This window comes from Pseudomonas sp. B21-012, from assembly GCF_024749305.1.
Classification (GTDB): domain Bacteria; phylum Pseudomonadota; class Gammaproteobacteria; order Pseudomonadales; family Pseudomonadaceae; genus Aquipseudomonas.
Genome location: NZ_CP087197.1, coordinates 143233 through 163368, shown reverse-complemented (window position 1 = coordinate 163368; position 20136 = coordinate 143233). Strand labels below are relative to the sequence as shown.

Here is a 20136-nt window from a genome sequence, read left to right as displayed (position 1 = left end):
TGAACCTCAGTTCATGCCTGGCAGGTTCACTTTCGGTTTAAGGTCGTTCTGCACCACGGAGGCCATCGGTGCGACAACACCCTGGCTCTTGAGCAGTTGACCAATGGTCGCTTTGATTCGGTACTGAGTAAACACTTGGCTGTTCTTCACTTCAGCCAGACGGCGCTGGGCAGTGAAGAGTTCATTCTCGCTGTCGAGCAAGTCTAGCAAGGTACGTTCGCCCAGGCTGAACTGCTTCTGGTAGGCGCTGCGCACACTGTTGCTGTGATCGACGTATTGCTGGGCGATCGGCAATTGCGCATTGGCGTTGTCCATAGCGTTCCATGCCAGGCCGAGCTCCTCATTGAGCTGGCGCAAGGCATTGTTGCGAATGTCCAGCGCCTGGTTGGTCAGATACGACTTGGATTCCAGGTCGGCCTTGTTACTGCCGCCGGCATACAAGTTGAAACTCATACGCAGCATAGCCTGCCATTCGTTGTTGTGGCCGTTCATGCCATCCAGATCGTTATCGGCCGTCCGTCCGAGTTCTGCATCAAAACGCGGATAGAAAGTAGACTTTGCAGCCTCGTATTGCTTCTCCGCCGCGGCGATATCGGACTCTGCCGAACGCAGGATCGGGCTGCTCTCGACCATCTGCTGACGGGCTTCGTCGAGGTTGGCCGGCAACAGGTCGACAAACGGCGCAGGGCTGCTTAACTCGTCCGGCAGCTGACCGACCACGCTCAGGTAGTTGGTCTTGGCATCGGCCAGGTTGGTCTGCTCGGTGATCAGGTTGTTGCGGGCCTGGGCCAGGCGCGCTTCGGCCTGGTCAAGGTCGGCCAGGCGGCCGACACCACGGGCAGTGCGCAGCTTGATCTGGTCATAGATGCGTTCGTGGCTGCGCAGGTTGTCTTCTGCCAGGCGGACCATCTCGCGACGGGTCAGGACGTCCAGGTAAACCTGGGCAACGGTCAACGCGGTGCGCTCGGAGGCGCCCAGCAGCGAGTAGGCGCGGGAGTTGACGGTGGCTTGCTGACGGCCAACTTCACTCGAGGTGGCAAAACCGTCGAAGACCATCTGCCGCAGGCGCACGCTCGACTCACCACGGTTGAGGGTTTCCCAGCGGTTGCCGGTGCTCGGGCTGTCGGTACCTTCACGGCCATAACCGGCGAGCACATCGACACGTGGCAGGTACCCGCCCTTGGCGGCGCGCAGTTGGTAATCGGCAGCGATTCGGCTGTTAACCCCGGCCTGGATTTCCGGGTGTACCTCGAGGGCTTTCTGCATGGCCTCTGGCAGGCTCTGTGCTTGAACGAAACTGGTGGCGAGGACGAAAGGAAGAGCAGTGAACAGTGACGCGCGCATTTAACTTTTTTCCCAGGGACGTCTTGTCCCAAATCACAGCAGAAATCGTTGCTGCATTAGAAAATGGCAACCGGAATGACCTTATGTCGGAAACTTCCGAAGGGGTACTTGGTTCGTACGGAGGAAGAGTGGCAGCCGCTCAAATATCAATGTGACATTACGGTGCTGATTGTTTAGGATGGCAGCAGGAAGGTCAATACTTTGGCATAAACTTAATAGCCAACAGTTATCGACAATATATTGACGTCAAAAGCACCAAACATACTATTGAAACATTCCATCAGAAAGCGGCAATTCAGCGCCGGCTGGCATGGAAGCCAAATTGAACGGGTAGCCCGGAGAGTCCAATGAGCAGTGTTGTTGCCATCGTCAAAAGCATTGTTGGCCAAGTAATCGCCGTATCCCCAGAAGGGATTCAACGTGTACTCATCGAAGGTGACCGCCTGTTCGCTGGCGAGCAGGTGCTCACTGGCCTGGCCGGCGCCGTCACCCTGGAACTGGCCGACGGCCGCACCCTGGATCTGGGCCGTGACACCCAGTGGAGTGCCGAGGCCCCGGACAGCAGCACTGACCTGGCGGCAGCAACCGCCCAGGCTGCGCCTTCGGTCGAAGAGCTGCAGCAGGCCATCGCCGCCGGCGCTGACCCGACCACCGAACTCGAAGCCACCGCAGCAGGCCCGTCGGCCGCCGGTAGCGGCGGCGCGGCCGGTGGTGGCCATAGCTTCGTCATGCTCGACGCCACGGCAGGCTCGGTCGACCCGACCATTGGCTTCCCAACCGGCCCGATCGGCTTTGCCACCGGCGCTGCGACCCAGGAACTGGGCGGCCTGGACGATGCCAACAACCCCAACACCACCACGCCTACGCGCGAATCCGGCCTGAGCCTGAGTGCCACGCCGTCGATCACCGAGGCGGGTGGCGTAATCATCTACACCGCCACCCTGGGCCAGCCACCGCTGACCGACCTGACCGTGACCCTGTCCAACGGCCAGGTCATCGTCATCAGCGCCGGGCAGACCAGCGGCAGCGTCAGCGTGACCATCCCGCCGAACGACACCGTGTACCTGGACGGCAGTGAAATCTCCGCGACCATCACCGGCACCACCGGCGGCGCGGGCCTGATCATCACCCCGGACACCACCCCGGCAGTGACCCAGATCACCGACACCATCGACACCACCACGGTCAGCCTGACGGCCAACCCGAGTGTCACCGAGGGCGGCGTGATCACCTACACCGCCACCCTGACCAACCCGGCGCAGACGCCGGTGACCGTCACCCTGTCCAACGGCAGCACCATCACCATCGGCGCCGGCCAGACCACCGGCACCGTTGATGTGCAGACGCCGCCGAACGACGTCTACAACAACGGCAGCAGTGTCAGCACCACCATCACTGGCGCCACTGGTGGCAACTTCGAGAACCTGGTACCGAACCCGAACCCGGCGGTCACCACCATCACCGACTCGATCGATGACACCGGCCTGAGCCTGAACGCCACCGGCAGCGTCGCCGAAGGCGGCTCGATCATCTACACCGCGACGCTGACCAACCCGGCCGGCACCCCGGTGACCGTGACCCTGAGCAACGGCGCGGTGATCACCATCGCCGCCGGCCAGACCGAAGGCAGCGTCACCGTGCCGGCGCCGAGCGATGACGTGTATGTCGATGCCGGCAACGTCAGCGTCAGCATCGACAAGGTCGATGGCGGCAACTTCGAAAACCTGGTGGTCAGCAACCAGCCGGCGGTCACCGAAGTTACCGACACCATCGATACTTCGACTGTCACCCTGACCGCGAACAGCAGTGTTGCTGAAGGCGGCGTGGTCACTTACACCGCTTCGGTTACTGCGCCGGTGACTGGCTCTGCGCTGGTTATTACTCTGGCCAATGGTCAGCAGATCACTATTCCTGTTGGTCAGAGCACTGGCTCGGTTGAGTTTGTTGCGCCGAACAACGTGCACACTACCAATCCGGACCTGACCAACAGCATCACTGGCACCACCGGCGGCAACTACGAGAAGCTGGACACTGCCGGTAATCCGGTGACTACCGTTACTGATGGTCCAGGTACTGACGACACTACCGGTCTTAAGCTGACCGCTACCGGCTCGGTTGCTGAAGGTGGTTCGATTGTTTATACCGCCACGCTGACCAACCCGGCTGGCACCGAAATGAAGGTGACCCTGAGCAATGGTGAAGTGATCACCATTGCTGCGGGGCAGACTGAAGGCAGCATTACCGTTGCTGCGCCTGCCGATGATGTCTACATCGACGCCGGTGAAGTCAGCGTCACTGTTACCGGCACCACTGGCGGCGACTTCGAAAAAGTTGCTGTAGATGGCACTCCGGCTGTAACGCAAGTTACTGACACCATTGATACTTCGACTGTCACTTTGACAGCGAACAGCAGTGTTGCTGAAGGCGGCGTGGTTACTTATACCGCTTCGGTTACTGCGCCGGTGACTGGCTCTGCGCTGGTTATTACTCTGGCCAATGGTCAGCAGATCACTATTCCTGTTGGTCAGAGCACTGGCTCGGTTGAGTTTGTTGCGCCGAACAACGTGCACACCACCAATCCGGACCTGACCAACAGCATCACCGGTACCACCGGTGGTAATTACGAGAAGCTGGATACCGCTGGTAATCCGGTAACTACCGTTACTGATGGCCCAGGCACTGACGACACTACCGGTCTGAAACTCACCGCGACTGGCTCGGTTGAAGAAGGTGGTTCGATTGTTTACACCGCCACACTGACCAACCCAGCCGGCACCGAGATGAAGGTGACCCTGAGCAATGGTGAAGTCATCACCATCGCCAAAGGCCAGACCGAAGGCAGCATCACTGTTCCGGCGCCGGAAGACGACGTGTACGTCGACGCGGGCGAAGTCAGCGTGACTGTCACCGGTACTACCGGCGGTGACTTCGAGAAGCTGGCTGTGGATAACACCCCGGCCGTCACCGAAGTGACTGACACCATCGATACTTCGACTGTCACTCTGACCGCTACCCCAAGCGTCACCGAAGGCGGTGTCGTCACCTATACCGCTTCGGTCACTGCGCCAGTGACCGGCTCTGCGTTGGTGATCAACCTGGCCAACGGCCAACAGATCACCATCCCAGTCGGCCAAAGCTCCGGCACCGTGGACTTCGTTGCACCAAACAACGTGCACACCACAAACCCGGACCTGACCAACAGCATCACCGGCACCACCGGCGGTAACTACGAGAAGCTGGATACCGCAGGTAATCCGGTTACTACCGTTACTGATGGTCCAGGCACTGACGACACCACTGGCCTGAAGCTGACTGCCACCGGCTCCGTCGCCGAAGGCGGCGACATCATCTACACCGCCACGCTGACCAACCCGGCGGGCACCGAGATGAAGGTCACCCTGAGCAACGGTGAAGTCATCACCATCGCAGCAGGTCAGGCCGAAGGCAGCATCACTGTTCCAGCGCCAGAAGACGACGTGTACGTTGATGCGGGCGAAGTCAGCGTGACCGTGACTGGCACCACTGGCGGCGACTTCGAGAAGCTGGCTGTGGATAACACCCCAGCCGTGACCGAAGTCACCGACACTATCGATACTTCGACTGTCACGCTGACCGCTACCCCAAGCGTCACTGAAGGTGGCGTCGTTACCTACACCGCTTCCGTTACTGCGCCAGTGACCGGCTCCGCGCTGGTCATCAACCTGGCCAACGGCCAACAGATCACCATCCCTGTGGGTTCCAGCTCGGGCACCGTGGACTTCGTTGCACCGAACAACGTGCACACCACCAATCCGGACCTGACCAACAGCATCACCAGCACCACCGGTGGTAACTACGAGAAGCTGGATACCGCAGGTAATCCGGTGACCACCGTTACCGATGGTCCAGGCACCGATGACACCACTGGCCTGAAACTCACTGCCACCGGCTCCGTCGCCGAAGGCGGCGACATCATCTACACCGCCACGCTGACCAACCCGGCGGGCACCGAGATGAAGGTCACCCTGAGCAACGGTGAAGTCATCACCATCGCAGCAGGTCAGACCGAAGGCAGCATCACTGTTCCAGCGCCAGAAGACGACGTGTACGTTGATGCGGGCGAAGTCAGCGTGACCGTGACTGGCACCACTGGCGGCGACTTCGAGAAGCTGGCTGTGGATAACACCCCAGCCGTGACCGAAGTCACCGACACTATCGATACTTCGACTGTCACGCTGACCGCTACCCCAAGCGTCACTGAAGGTGGCGTCGTTACCTACACCGCTTCCGTTACTGCGCCAGTGACCGGCTCCGCGCTGGTCATCAACCTGGCCAACGGCCAACAGATCACCATCCCTGTGGGTTCCAGCTCGGGCACTGTGGACTTCGTTGCGCCGAACAACGTGCACACCACCAACCCGGATCTGACCAACAGCATCACCGGTACTTCGGGCGGTAACTACGAGAAGCTGGATACCGCAGGTAATCCGGTGACCACCGTTACTGATGGTCCAGGCACTGACGACACTACCGGCCTTAAGTTGACCGCCACCGGCTCCGTCGCTGAAGGCGGCGACATCATCTACACCGCTACGCTGACCAATCCAGCCGGCACCGAGATGAAAGTGACCCTGAGCAATGGTGAAGTGATCACCATCGCCAAGGGTCAGACCGAAGGCAGCATCACCCTGCCGGCGCCGGCTGATGACGTGTACGTCGATGCCGGTGAAGTCAGCGTTACTGTGACTGGCACTACCGGTGGTGACTTCGAGAAACTGGCTGTGGATAACACTCCAGCCGTCACCGAAGTGACTGACACCATCGACACCAGCACCGTCACTCTGACCGCTACTCCAAGCGTTACCGAAGGCGGCGTGGTTACCTACACCGCTTCTGTTACTGCGCCAGTGACTGGCTCCGCGCTGGTGATCAATTTGGCTAACGGCCAACAGATCACCATTCCTGTGGGTTCCAGCTCAGGTACCGTGGACTTCGTTGCACCAAACAACGTGCACACCACCAATCCGGACCTGACCAACAGCATCACCAGCACCACCGGTGGTAACTACGAGAAACTGGATACCGCTGGTAATCCGGTAACTACCGTTACTGATGGCCCAGGTACTGATGACACTACCGGTCTCAAGCTGACCGCGACGGGTTCGGTTGAAGAAGGTGGTTCGATTGTTTACACCGCCACGCTGACCAACCCGGCGGGCACCGAAATGAAGGTCACTCTGAGCAACGGTGAAGTCATCACCATCGCCAAAGGCCAGACCGAAGGCAGCATCACCCTGCCGGCGCCGGAAGACGACGTGTACGTCGACGCGGGCGAAGTCAGCGTGACCGTGACCGGTACCACCGGTGGCGACTTCGAGAAGCTGGCTGTGGATAACACTCCGGCCGTCACCGAAGTGACTGACACCATCGATACTTCGACCGTCACCCTGACTGCGACTCCGAGCGTGACTGAAGGCGGCGTTGTCACCTACACCGCTTCGGTGACTGCGCCAGTGACTGGCTCCGCGCTGGTGATCAATTTGGCTAACGGCCAACAGATCACCATCCCTGTGGGTTCCAGCTCGGGTACCGTGGACTTCGTTGCACCAAACAACGTGCACACCACCAACCCGGATCTGACCAACAGCATCACCGGCACTTCGGGCGGTAACTACGAGAAGCTGGATACCGCTGGTAATCCGGTTACTACCGTTACTGATGGCCCTGGTACTGATGACACTACCGGTCTCAAGCTGACTGCCACCGGCTCCGTCGCTGAAGGCGGCGACATCATCTACACCGCCACGCTGACCAACCCGGCTGGCACCGAAATGAAGGTCACTCTGAGCAACGGTGAAGTCATCACCATCGCCAAAGGCCAGACCGAAGGCAGCATCACTGTTCCGGCGCCGGAAGACGACGTGTACGTCGACGCGGGCGAAGTCAGCGTGACTGTCACCGGTACTACCGGCGGTGACTTCGAGAAGCTGGCTGTGGATAACACTCCAGCCGTCACCGAAGTGACTGACACTATCGATACGTCGACTGTCACTTTGACCGCGACTCCAAGCGTTACCGAAGGCGGCGTGGTTACCTATACCGCCTCGGTTACTGCTCCAGTGACCGGCTCTGCGTTGGTCATCAACCTGGCCAACGGTCAGCAGATCACCATCCCTGTGGGTTCCAGCTCCGGCACCGTGGACTTCGTTGCACCAAACAACGTGCACACCACCAACCCGGACCTGACCAACAGCATCACCGGCACCACCGGTGGTAACTACGAGAAGCTGGACACTGCGGGCAACCCGGTCACCACCGTCACCGACGGCCCAGGCACCGATGACACTACCGGTCTAAAACTCACCGCGACGGGTTCGGTTGAAGAAGGCGGTTCGATTGTTTACACCGCCACCCTGACCAACCCGGCTGGCACCGAGATGAAAGTCACCCTGAGCAATGGTGAAGTGATCACCATCGCCAAAGGCCAGACCGAAGGCAGCATTACCCTGCCTGCGCCGGCGGATGACGTGTACGTCGATGCCGGTGAAGTTAGCGTGACCATCACTGGCACCACTGGCGGCGATTTCGAGAAAGTCGAAGTCGACCCGGCTGCTGCCGTGACCGAAGTCACCGATACCATCGACACTTCGACCGTCACCCTGACCGCTACCCCAAGCGTCACTGAAGGCGGTGTCGTCACCTACACCGCTTCGGTTACTGCGCCAGTGACCGGCTCCGCGCTGGTGATCAACCTGGCCAACGGCCAACAGATCACCATCCCAGTCGGCCAAAGCTCGGGCACCGTGGACTTCGTTGCACCAAACAACGTGCACACCACCAATCCGGACCTGACCAACAGCATCACCAGCACCACCGGTGGTAACTACGAGAAGCTGGATACCGCTGGTAATCCGGTAACTACCGTTACTGATGGCCCAGGCACCGATGACACTACCGGTCTGAAACTCACCGCGACTGGCTCGGTTGAAGAAGGCGGTTCGATTGTTTACACCGCCACCCTGACCAACCCGGCGGGCACCGAGATGAAAGTCACTCTGAGCAACGGTGAAGTCATCACCATCGCCAAGGGTCAGACTGAAGGCAGCATCACTGTTCCCGCGCCGGAAGACGATGTGTACGTCGATGCTGGCGAAGTCAGCGTGACCATCACTGGCACCACTGGCGGTGACTTCGAGAAAGTCGAAGTCGACCCGGCTGCCGCTGTGACTGAAGTCACCGATACCATCGACACCAGCACCGTCACCCTGACCGCGACTCCAAGCGTCACTGAAGGCGGCGTTGTCACCTACACCGCTTCGGTTACTGCACCAGTCACTGGTTCGAACCTGGTGATCACTCTGGCCAACGGTCAGCAGATCACCATCCCTGTGGGTTCCAGCTCGGGTACCGTGGACTTCGTTGCACCAAACAACGTGCACACCACCAACCCGGACCTGACCAACAGCATCACCGGCACCACCGGTGGTAACTACGAGAAGCTGGACACTGCCGGCAACCCGGTCACCACCGTCACCGACGGCCCAGGCACCGATGACACTACCGGTCTGAAACTCACCGCGACTGGCTCGGTTGAAGAAGGCGGTTCGATTGTTTACACCGCCACCCTGACCAATCCAGCTGGCACCGAAATGAAAGTCACCCTAAGCAATGGTGAAGTCATCACCATCGCCAAGGGCCAGACCGAAGGCAGCATCACTGTTCCGGCGCCGGAAGACGACGTGTACGTCGACGCGGGCGAAGTCAGCGTGACTGTCACCGGTACTACCGGCGGTGACTTCGAGAAGCTGGCTGTGGATAACACCCCGGCCGTCACCGAAGTGACTGACACCATCGACACTTCGACCGTCACCCTGACCGCGACTCCAAGCGTGACTGAAGGTGGCGTCGTCACTTACACCGCTTCCGTCACCGCTCCGGTGACCGGCTCTGCGCTGGTGATCAATTTGGCTAACGGCCAACAGATCACCATCCCTGTGGGTTCCAGCTCGGGTACCGTGGACTTTGTTGCACCGAACAACGTGCACACCACCAATCCGGATCTGACCAACAGCATCACCGGCACCACCGGTGGCAACTACGAGAAGCTGGACACTGCGGGCAACCCAGTGACCACCGTCACCGACGGTCCAGGCACTGACGACACCACCAGCCTCAAGCTGACTGCGACTGGCTCGGTTGAAGAAGGTGGTTCGATTGTTTACACCGCCACCCTGACCAATCCGGCTGGCACCGAAATGAAGGTCACTCTGAGCAACGGTGAAGTGATCACCATCGCTGCGGGTCAGACTGAAGGCAGCATTACCCTGCCTGCGCCGTCGGATGACGTGTACATCGATGCCGGTGAAGTCAGTGTCACTGTGACCGGCACTACCGGTGGTGACTTCGAGAAACTGGCTGTGGATAACACCCCGGCCGTCACCGAAGTCACCGATACCATCGACACCAGCACCGTCACTCTGACCGCTACTCCAAGCGTTACCGAAGGCGGCGTTGTCACTTACACCGCTTCCGTCACCGCTCCGGTGACCGGCTCCGCGCTGGTCATCAACCTGGCCAACGGCCAACAGATCACCATCCCTGTGGGTTCCAGCTCGGGCACCGTGGATTTCGTTGCCCCGAACAACGTGCACACCACCAATCCGGATCTGACCAACAGCATCACCGGTACTTCGGGCGGTAACTACGAGAAACTGGATACTGCCGGCAACCCGGTCACCACCGTCACCGACGGCCCAGGCACCGACGACACTACCGGTCTCAAGCTGACTGCGACTGGCTCGGTTGAAGAAGGTGGTTCGATTGTTTACACCGCCACCCTGACCAATCCGGCTGGCACCGAAATGAAGGTCACTCTGAGCAACGGTGAAGTGATCACCATCGCTGCGGGTCAGACTGAAGGCAGCATTACCCTGCCTGCGCCGTCGGATGACGTGTACATCGATGCCGGTGAAGTCAGCGTGACCATCTCCGGTACAACTGGCGGCGATTTCGAGAAAGTCGAAGTTGACCCGGCTGCTGCCGTGACCGAAGTCACCGATACCATCGATACTTCGACTGTCACCCTGACTGCGACTCCGAGCGTGACTGAAGGTGGCGTCGTCACTTACACCGCTTCCGTCACCGCTCCGGTGACCGGCTCTGCGCTGGTGATCAATTTGGCTAACGGCCAACAGATCACCATCCCTGTGGGTTCCAGCTCGGGTACCGTGGACTTTGTTGCACCGAACAACGTGCACACCACCAATCCGGATCTGACCAACAGCATCACCGGCACCACCGGTGGCAACTACGAGAAGCTGGACACTGCGGGCAACCCAGTGACCACCGTCACCGACGGTCCAGGCACTGACGACACCACCAGCCTCAAGCTGACTGCGACTGGCTCGGTTGAAGAAGGTGGTTCGATTGTTTACACCGCCACGCTGACCAACCCGGCGGGCACCGAAATGAAGGTGACCCTGAGCAATGGTGAAGTCATCACTATTGCTGCGGGCCAGACTGAGGGCAGCATCACCCTGCCTGCGCCGTCCGATGATGTGTACATCGATGCTGGCGAAGTCAGCGTGACCATCTCCGGTACAACTGGCGGCGATTTCGAGAAAGTCGAAGTTGACCCGGCTGCTGCCGTGACCGAAGTCACCGATACCATCGATACTTCGACTGTCACCCTGACTGCGACTCCGAGCGTGACTGAAGGTGGCGTGGTCACCTACACCGCTTCCGTCACCGCTCCGGTGACCGGCTCAGCGCTGGTCATCAACCTGGCCAACGGCCAACAGATCACCATCCCTGTGGGTTCCAGCTCGGGCACCGTGGACTTCGTTGCACCGAACAACGTGCACACCACCAACCCGGATCTGACCAACAGCATCACCGGCACCACCGGCGGCAACTACGAGAAGCTGGACACTGCTGGTAATCCGGTTACTACCGTTACTGATGGTCCAGGTACTGACGACACCACTGGCCTGAAACTGACCGCGACGGGTTCGGTTGAAGAAGGTGGTTCGATTGTTTACACCGCCACGCTGACCAATCCAGCGGGCACCGAGATGAAAGTCACCCTGAGCAATGGTGAAGTCATCACCATCGCCAAGGGCCAGACCGAAGGCAGCATTACCCTGCCTGCGCCGTCTGATGACGTGTACGTCGATGCTGGCGAAGTCAGTGTCACTGTGACCGGCACTACCGGTGGTGACTTCGAGAAGCTGGCTGTGGATAACACCCCGGCCGTGACCGAAGTCACCGACACCATCGACACTTCGACCGTCACCCTGACCGCGACTCCAAGCGTGACTGAAGGTGGCGTCGTCACTTACACCGCTTCCGTCACCGCTCCGGTGACCGGCTCTGCGCTGGTGATCAATTTGGCTAACGGCCAACAGATCACCATCCCTGTGGGTTCCAGCTCGGGTACCGTGGACTTTGTTGCACCGAACAACGTGCACACCACCAATCCGGATCTGACCAACAGCATCACCGGCACCACCGGTGGCAACTACGAGAAGCTGGACACTGCGGGTAATCCGGTGACTACCGTTACTGATGGTCCAGGCACCGATGACACTACCGGTCTCAAGCTGACTGCGACTGGCTCGGTTGAAGAAGGTGGTTCGATTGTTTACACCGCCACCCTGACCAATCCGGCTGGCACCGAAATGAAGGTCACCCTGAGCAATGGTGAAGTCATCACCATCGCCAAGGGCCAGACCGAAGGCAGCATCACCCTTCCGGCGCCGGCTGATGACGTGTACGTCGATGCCGGTGAAGTCAGCGTTACTGTGACTGGCACTACCGGTGGTGACTTCGAGAAGCTGGCTGTGGATAACACCCCAGCCGTTACCGAAGTTACTGACACCATCGATACTTCGACTGTCACCCTGACCGCGACTCCGAGCGTGACCGAAGGCGGCGTTGTCACCTACACCGCTTCCGTCACTGCTCCAGTGACCGGCTCCGCGCTGGTGATCAACCTGGCCAACGGCCAACAGATCACCATCCCAGTCGGCCAAAGCACCGGCACCGTGGACTTCGTTGCACCAAACAACGTGCACACCACAAACCCAGACCTGACCAACAGCATCACCGGCACCACCGGCGGTAACTACGAGAAGCTGGACACTGCGGGCAACCCGGTGACCACCGTCACCGACGGTCCAGGCACCGACGACACCACCAGCCTCAAGCTGACCGCGACTCCAACGGTCAATGAAGGCGGGTCGATCACTTACACCGCGACGCTGACCAATCCGGCCGGCACCGAGATGAAGGTCACCCTGAGCAACGGTGAAGTCATCACCATCGCCAAGGGGCAAACAGAAGGCAAGATCACCATCGATGCCCCAAGCGACGATGTCTACATCGACGCCGATAAGCTGAGCGTGACGGTCACTGGCACCACCGGTGGCGACTTCGAGAAACTGGCTGTGGATAACACCCCTGCAGTCACCGACGTCAAAGACACCATCGACACCAGCACCGTGACCCTGACCGCCAGCACCAACAGCGTGGTCGAAGGCGGCGTGGTCACCTACACCGCCAAAGTCAGCGCGCCGGTTACCGGTTCCGACCTGGTCATCAGCCTGGCCAACGGCCAGAAGATCACCATCCCTGTGGGTTCCAGCACCGGCACCGTGGACTACGTTGCGCCAAACAACGTACACACCACCAACCCAGCCCTGACCAACAGCATCACCGGCACCACCGGTGGCAACTACGAGAAGCTCGATAGCGCCGGCAACACCACCGTCACCGTCACCGATGGCCCGGGTACCAAGGACAACACCGGCCTGTCGCTGACGGCTACCGACACCGTGGCTGAAGGCGGCAAGATCACCTACGTGGCCAAGCTGACCAACCCGGCCGGCACCGAAATGAAGGTCACTTTGAGCAACGGTGAAGTCATCACCATCGCCAAGGGCCAGACCGAAGGCAAGATCACCATCGATGCCCCGAGCGACGATGTCTACATCGACGCCGGCAAGCTGAGCGTGACCGTCACCAGCACCACCGGTGGCGATTTCGAACAGCTGACCGTGAGCAACGTGCCGGCAGTGACCAACGTCACTGACACCATCGACACCAGCACCGTGACCCTGACCGCCAGCACCAACAGCGTGGTCGAAGGCGGCGTGGTCACCTACACCGCCAAAGTCAGCGCGCCTGTAACCGGCTCCGACCTGGTCATCAGCCTGGCCAACGGCCAGAAGATCACCATACCTGTAGGTTCCAGCACCGGCACCGTGGACTACGTTGCGCCAAACAACGTGCACACCACCAATCCGACCCTGACCAACAGCATCACCGGCACCACCGGTGGCAACTACGAGAAACTGGTCAGCACTGGCAACACCAGCACCACCGTCACCGACGGCCCGGGCACCAAGGACTCCACCAGCCTGATCCTGACCGCGACGCCGACCGTGGCTGAAGGTGGCTCGATCACTTACGTGGCCAAGCTGAGCAACCCGGCGGGCACCGAGATGAAAGTGACCCTGAGCAACGGTGAGACCATCACCATTGCCAAGGGCCAGACCGAGGGCAAGGTAACCATCGCCGCCCCTGGCGATGATGTGTACATCGATGCCGGTAGCGTCAGTGCGAAAATCACTGGCAGCACCGGTGGTGACTTCGAAGAACTGAAGATCGACGGCTCGTCCGCCGTGACCAGCGTCACCGACACCATCGACACCACCAACCTGACCCTGAGCGCCACGCCATCGGTTGCCGAAGGTGGCAACATCATCTACACCGCGACCTTGAGCAACAAGGCGCAGACCGCGGTCACCGTGACCCTGAGCAACGGTGCGACGATCACCATCGAGGCCGGCAAGACCACCGGCACTGCCAGCGTGCCTGCGCCAGCGGATGACGTGTACATCGATGCCGGCAGTGTCAACGCGACCATTACCGGCGCCAGCGGTGGCAACTTCGAAGACCTGGCAATCAGCAAGCAGCCAGCTGTCACCCAAGTGACCGATACCATCGACACCACCACCGTCAGCATCACCGGCACCACCTCGGTGGCCGAAGGTGACTCGGCCAACTACACCCTGACCCTGACCAACAAGGCGCAAACCGATGTGGTCATCAAGCTGACCTATACCGGTACCGCCACCAATGGTGCGGACTACACCGGCGTGGCCACCGTGGTGATCAAGGCCGGTAGCAACACCGGTACCTTCAGCGTGCCGATCATCCGTGACGGCATTGCCGAGAGCGCCGAGAACTTCACCGTGAAGATCGACTCGGCCACTGGCGGCAACTTCGAGAACCTGGCGATCAGCGGCAGCGCTGGCAGTGTCACCACCACCATTGTCAGCAACGAGGCACCGGTTGCCGCGGGCGGCGCCGTGACCGGTACCGAAGACACCGACCTGGTGCTGAGCTGGGCCAACTTCGGCATCACCGATGCCGACACCCCGGCAGCCAACCTGGGCCTGACCATCACCAAACTGCCTGCCGACGGCGTGCTGCAGTACAAAGATGGCAACGTCTGGAAAACCCTGACTGAAGCCGACGCTGGCAAGGTCTTCAGCAAGGCCGACATCGACGCTGGCAAGCTGAAGTTCGTGCCGGATCGCAACGAATCGGGCATCGATGCCAACGGCGGCACCGGCGTCGGCAACAAAGAAGCCGACTACGCACAGATCAAGTACAAGCCAACCGACGGCCAGGGCCTGGGCAACGAAGCCACCATCAAGGTCGATATCACCCCGGTGGCCGACAAGCCTGACCTGAACATCGGCAGCAACAACGTCAACTCGATTGGCCTGGTCAAAGAGACCTGGAACAGCCTCAACGGCCTGGGCACCAACGGCAACGGCATCACCGGCGATGCGCTGAAAACCGTGTTCGACAACTCGGGCAAGGCCAACAGCAGCTCGCTGGTCACCAACGCCCAGTCGGACGCCAGCGTCGTCGGCGGTTCGGGCTCGAAGACCTCCGGCCTGATCTACCTCGAAGCGGGCAAGACCTACAGCTTCAGCGGTGTCGGCGATGACAGCCTGCTGATCACCATCGGCGGCAAGAATGTGGCCCAGGCGACCTGGGGCGCAGGCGGTGCGATCAGTGGTTCGTTCAAGCCGACCATCAGCGGCTACTACACCCTGGACATCTACCACGCCAACCAGAGCGGCCCGGGCAGCTATGACGTCAACCTGTCGGTCAACGGCAGCACCCCGGTCGACCTGAGCAACGCCAACATCCCGATGTACCCGGGCGTGAACGAGCTGACCAACGCCGGCGTTACCGTTGGCGAGCTGCACGGTGCCAACGGCGAGGGTTACTACCAGGGCTACAAGCTCAATGAAGGCGCCGAGAACGGCACCGTCAAGCTGGTCGGTATCGCCACCAACCTCACCGACACCGATGGCTCGGAAACCCTCAACGTCAAGCTCGGCGGTATTCCGGCAGGCTCGGTGCTCAGCGATGGCGCCGGCCACACTGTCACCGTCGGCAAGGGCGAAGTCGATGTCACCGGCTGGAACCTCAACGGCCTGAGCATCAAGCCGCCAGCCTACTACCAGGGCCAGTTCGATGTGACCGTCACTTCGCGGGCAACCGAGAAGGCCAACGGCAGCACCGACTTCACCCAGGGCACCATCAAGGTCACCGTTTACCCGGATACCTACACCACCAGCAACCTGACGGCCGAGAACGATAGCCGCGAGCTTGGCACCGGCAACGACATCGTCGTCGCCGACGTCAACGGCCTGCACGTGGTACCGGGGCAGGACTACAACCTGGCGTTCATCGTCGATACCTCCGGCAGTATGAAAGCCGCCGGTGTCGACGCTGCGCAGAAGTCCCTGCAGTCGGTGTTCGACACCCTGGCCAACAGCGTCAAGGGTGCGCAATCGGGTACCGTGAACATCCTGCTGGTGGACTTCTCCAGCCAGGTCAACAAGTCAGTCTCGGTCAACCTGTCCGATGCCGGCTCGCTGCAAGCGCTCAAGGATGCGCTCAAGGCCATGTACTCCGACGGCGGCACCAACTATGAGGACGCCTTCAAGACCACGGCCAACTGGTTCCAGACCCTGAAGAATGCCGGCAATACCGGTAGCAACCAGACGTTCTTCATTACCGACGGCCAACCGACCTTCCACCAGGCCAACGAGCAAGGCAACCCGCAGCTGGCCAACTCCGGCTGGACCCTGGACAGCTTCCTCCAGGCGATCAACTACAAGCCAGGGGACACGCTGAACCGCTACCAGCTGGACAGCAACAACCGGGTCAGTATCGACGCCGACGGTAACCTCAATGCCCAGTACAAGTACTACGGCAGCTGGTACACCTCGACCTCGGGCACCATTCGTGCCCAGGGCGACGGCACCTTCGAGCTGTCCAGCCGTTCCGGTTGGGGCAATGGCACCAGCAACGACACCTGGAACAACTCGCTGGACGGCTTCAAGATCCTCAGCGGGCTGTCCAGCGTTGAAGCCATCGGCCTCAACAGTGGCGTCAACGTCAACGACCTCAAGCCGTTCGACAGTGACGGCAAGCCGCAGACCAACATCGACCCGAGCAAGCTGGCCGAGGCGATCCTCGGACACACCGAAGCCACCAAGCCGGGCAACGATACGGTCAGCGGCGGCGACGGCCACGACATCCTGTTCGGCGACCTGGTCAGCTTCGACTCGATCGCCGGCAACGGTGTCGAGGCCATGCAGGCCTACGTGGCCGGCAAGCTGGGCGTAGCCCTGGGTGACGTCGATGGCCGTGTGCTGCACCAGTACATCAGCGAGCACGTCAGCGAGTTCGATGTGTCGCGCAGCAACGATGGCGCCGACATCCTCATCGGTGGCGACGGCAACGACATTCTCTTCGGCCAGGGTGGCAACGACTACCTCGATGGCGGCAAGGGCAATGACATCCTGCTCGGTGGTACCGGCAACGACACACTGCTGGGCGGTGAAGGCAACGACATCCTCATCGGCGGCAAGGGCGATGACATCCTGATCGGTGGCAGCGGTGCCGACACCTTCGTGTGGAAGGCCGGCGACACCGGCAAGGACGTGATCAAGGACTTCAAGGCTGCCGAAGGCGACCGTCTGGACCTGAGCGACCTGCTCCAGGGCGAGAAGGCCAGCACCATCGACAACTACCTGAAGATCACCACGGTCAACGGTGAGTCGACGCTGCAGGTCAGCTCCGAAGGCAAGCTCAATGCCACAGGTGGCCTGGCCAATGCCGATGTGACGATCAAGCTGGAAGGCGTCAACTGGGCCAATACCACGATCAACTCGCTGGTAACCGGTGCCGACCCGACCATCAAGATCGACCACTCCAACAGCTGATCCACGGCCTGCGCCAGCCCTCCCGGGGCTGGCGCGGTGCTGCGGACTTTGCCTGCACCGTATTCACAGCGCATACTCGCTCGCCGGGGCTAGACGCCCGGCCAGCTTGGCCTATGCTGCTGACTGCGGATACGGACTGACATTCAGAGGGATACCCCATGTTCTACGTGCAACGCGATGCACAGGGCCAACTGGTCCGGGTAGAGGCCGCACCCTACGCCGAATACACGGAGATGCTCCCGGCCGACCATGCCGAGGTCCAGGAGTGGTTTGCCGACGACGTGGTCGAGAACAGCCTCAAGCAGCTCAAACAGAGTGACCTGGACATGATCCGGGTGCTTGAGGACTTGATCGAAGTGCTGACCACCAAAGGCGTGATCAGCATCACCGACCTGCCGCCCGGCGCCCAGGCCAAACTGCTCAGCCGCTCCAATGCCCGCCAGGTGCTGGGCGGGCTGACCAACCTGATCGACGACAGTGAAGAAAACGGCGGCCTGATCTGACCGCTGCAGGCCCGTTGCGGGCCTGCACGTCCTGCTTCAACGCCAGGGTGCCGGCTCGCCGACCAGGCGTCCCTGAACGCCCTGAATACCCATCTCGCGCAATACCTTGAGCTCACCTTCAGTCTCGACCCGCTCGGCGATCAGCGGCAAGTCGATGCTGTGCGCTGCGCGCTGGATCGCTTCAATGAACAGGCGTTTGTGCCGTTCGTGGTCGATGGCGCGAATGTAACTGCCATCGATCTTGAGGTAGGCCAGGCCCAGGTGCGCCAGGTTGCCGATCATGCTGAAGCGCCCACCAAAGCGCTGCAGGCTGAGGCTGAAGCCCAGGGCCCGCAGGCGCCGGGTGAGTTGCTCGAGCACGGCCTGTTCCGGCAGTTGCTCTTCGCCGATCTCCAGGGTCAGGCGCGGGCCGAGCACAGCGTTCTGGGCAAGCAGGTCATAGACCCGCTGCAATGCCTTGGGGTCAGCCAGGGTTGCGGCCGACAGGTTCAGCGCCAGGGCTTCCTTGTGGCTGTGCATGTGCTTGAGCACTTGCTCAAGCATCAGCACATCGAGCCGCGCCGACCAGCCAAAACGCTCCAGCCACGGCAGGAAGCGCCCGGCGGCAATGGCCTGGCCCTGGGTATCGAGCACCCGCGAAATGACCTTGTAATGCAACACGCGCTCCGGCGCTTCACAGGCCACTACCGGCTGGAAAAACAACTGGAAACGCCCTTGCTGCAGTGCTTCATCCAGCAAGGAATGCCAGGCGTGGTGGGTATCGGCGGCTTGCGGCGCGGTGCCTTGCTCCAGGCACACCCAGCCCGGCTCCAGCTGGCTCTCGGCGCGGGCCAGGGCCTCGTCGGCGAGCTTGAGCAAGGCCTGCGGATCGTCGCCCGGGCTGTAGGGCGCCATGCCGATGCAGGCAACCGGGGTGACATCGCTGGCGCCGGTGTCGGCCAGGCTCTGCAGGGTCACTTCCAGGGCCTGGGCCAGCTGGATCGCCTCTTCGTGCACCAGCCCCGGCGCCAGCACGGCAAATTCGCCGCCGCGGCTGCGGGTGATCAGGTTGTTGGTTTCCGGGTAGTTGGCGCAAGTGCGTTGCAGTTGCTGGCCGACCGCCTGTAGCAACTGGTCGGTTCGCTGGCCGCCCAGGCGCTGGTTGAGCCCGGCCAGGTCCTTGACCCGCAGCAACAGCAGGTAGCCCGGGCGCGCCTCTTCGAGGTTGCTGACCAAGGCGTTGAGCTGCATCTCGAAATAGCGGCGGTTGGCAAGGCCGGTGAGGCTGTCCTGATACGACTCGACCCGCAGCTTTTCACTGCGCTCGGCCTGCTCCTGGAAAAGCGCCTTGAGCTTTTCGACCATCTGGTTCATGGCCTGCACAACCCGGCGCAGCTCAGGGGTACGCGGCAAATCCGGCAGGCTGAGGAACTCACGCCGGGCAATGGCGTGGGACTGCGCCACCATGTAGTCCAGCGGCTTGAGCTGGCGACGCAGCAGCAAGGCGCCAAGCACCGCACTCAGGGCGCCACACAGCAACAGCCAGCCGAGGCTGCCCAGCGCACTCTGCCAGAGCTTGGCCAGGGCGAACATCGGATGGCTGACCACCTCGACCCGCGCCGCCTGCTGCCAGCCGCGGCTGACGATGGCATCGCCACCGGCCGCCTCCAGGCCGATCAGGCGGATGAACCAGGCCGGCACACCGTTGGGGTCGGGTTCGGCGTGGCGCTCGACCAGCAGGGCGTTGGACGCCGTGTCGATGACCTTGATGCTCGAATAGTAACCACTGTCGAAGATCGAGCTGACCATCAGCTCGACCATCGCCGGGTCGTCGATGTTCGGCGTCAGCGACAGCGCCAGCGCCGTGGCGGCGTCCTGGGCATGGGAGCGCAACTGGTTGACGTACTGGCTGCGTGAGCTCTCCAGGCTGACCATGAAGCTGCCGCTGAAGGCGACTACCAGGAACAGGCAGATGGCAAGCAGCAATTGTTTGAACAGTGACATCTGTGCTC

General features: G+C 61.1%; 4 protein-coding genes. 2 read left to right on the top strand and 2 right to left on the bottom strand.

Annotated elements, in window-relative coordinates; translation table 11 throughout:
• Nucleotides 1–6: 6 nt before the first annotated feature.
• Entirely contained in the window at nucleotides 7–1344 is a 1338-nt protein-coding gene (locus LOY37_RS00690) for a TolC family outer membrane protein (protein ID WP_258716122.1), read from the bottom strand.
• Between the two features lie 347 nt (nucleotides 1345–1691).
• On the opposite strand from LOY37_RS00690, the gene LOY37_RS00685 reads away from it, so the two are divergent.
• Nucleotides 1692–17642 carry a retention module-containing protein gene (locus tag LOY37_RS00685; protein ID WP_258716121.1) on the top strand — a complete coding sequence of 5317 codons (15951 nt, stop codon included), beginning with the start codon at nucleotides 1692–1694 and terminating at the stop codon, nucleotides 17640–17642.
• A gap of 158 nt (nucleotides 17643–17800) precedes the next feature.
• Complete coding sequence (locus tag LOY37_RS00680; RefSeq protein WP_045197926.1) at nucleotides 17801–18145, top strand: hypothetical protein; 345 nt, start codon at nucleotides 17801–17803, stop codon at nucleotides 18143–18145.
• 36 nt (nucleotides 18146–18181) lie between these two features.
• On the opposite strand, the gene lapD is transcribed toward LOY37_RS00680, so the two are convergent.
• A complete protein-coding gene (lapD, locus tag LOY37_RS00675; RefSeq protein WP_123564718.1) occupies nucleotides 18182–20128 on the bottom strand; it encodes a cyclic di-GMP receptor LapD in 1947 nt (648 codons plus the stop codon).
• Between the last annotated feature and the right edge of the window lie 8 nt (nucleotides 20129–20136).

Excerpts from the sequence above, each read along its gene's own strand:
- LOY37_RS00690 (WP_258716122.1), bottom strand. The coding sequence starts at position 1,344 with ATGCGCGCGTCACTGTTCACTGCTCTTCCTTTCGTCCTCGCCACCAGT.
- lapD (WP_123564718.1), bottom strand. The coding sequence starts at position 20,128 with ATGTCACTGTTCAAACAATTGCTGCTTGCCATCTGCCTGTTCCTGGTA.
- LOY37_RS00685 (WP_258716121.1), top strand. The coding sequence starts at position 1,692 with ATGAGCAGTGTTGTTGCCATCGTCAAAAGCATTGTTGGCCAAGTAATC.
- LOY37_RS00680 (WP_045197926.1), top strand. The coding sequence starts at position 17,801 with ATGTTCTACGTGCAACGCGATGCACAGGGCCAACTGGTCCGGGTAGAG.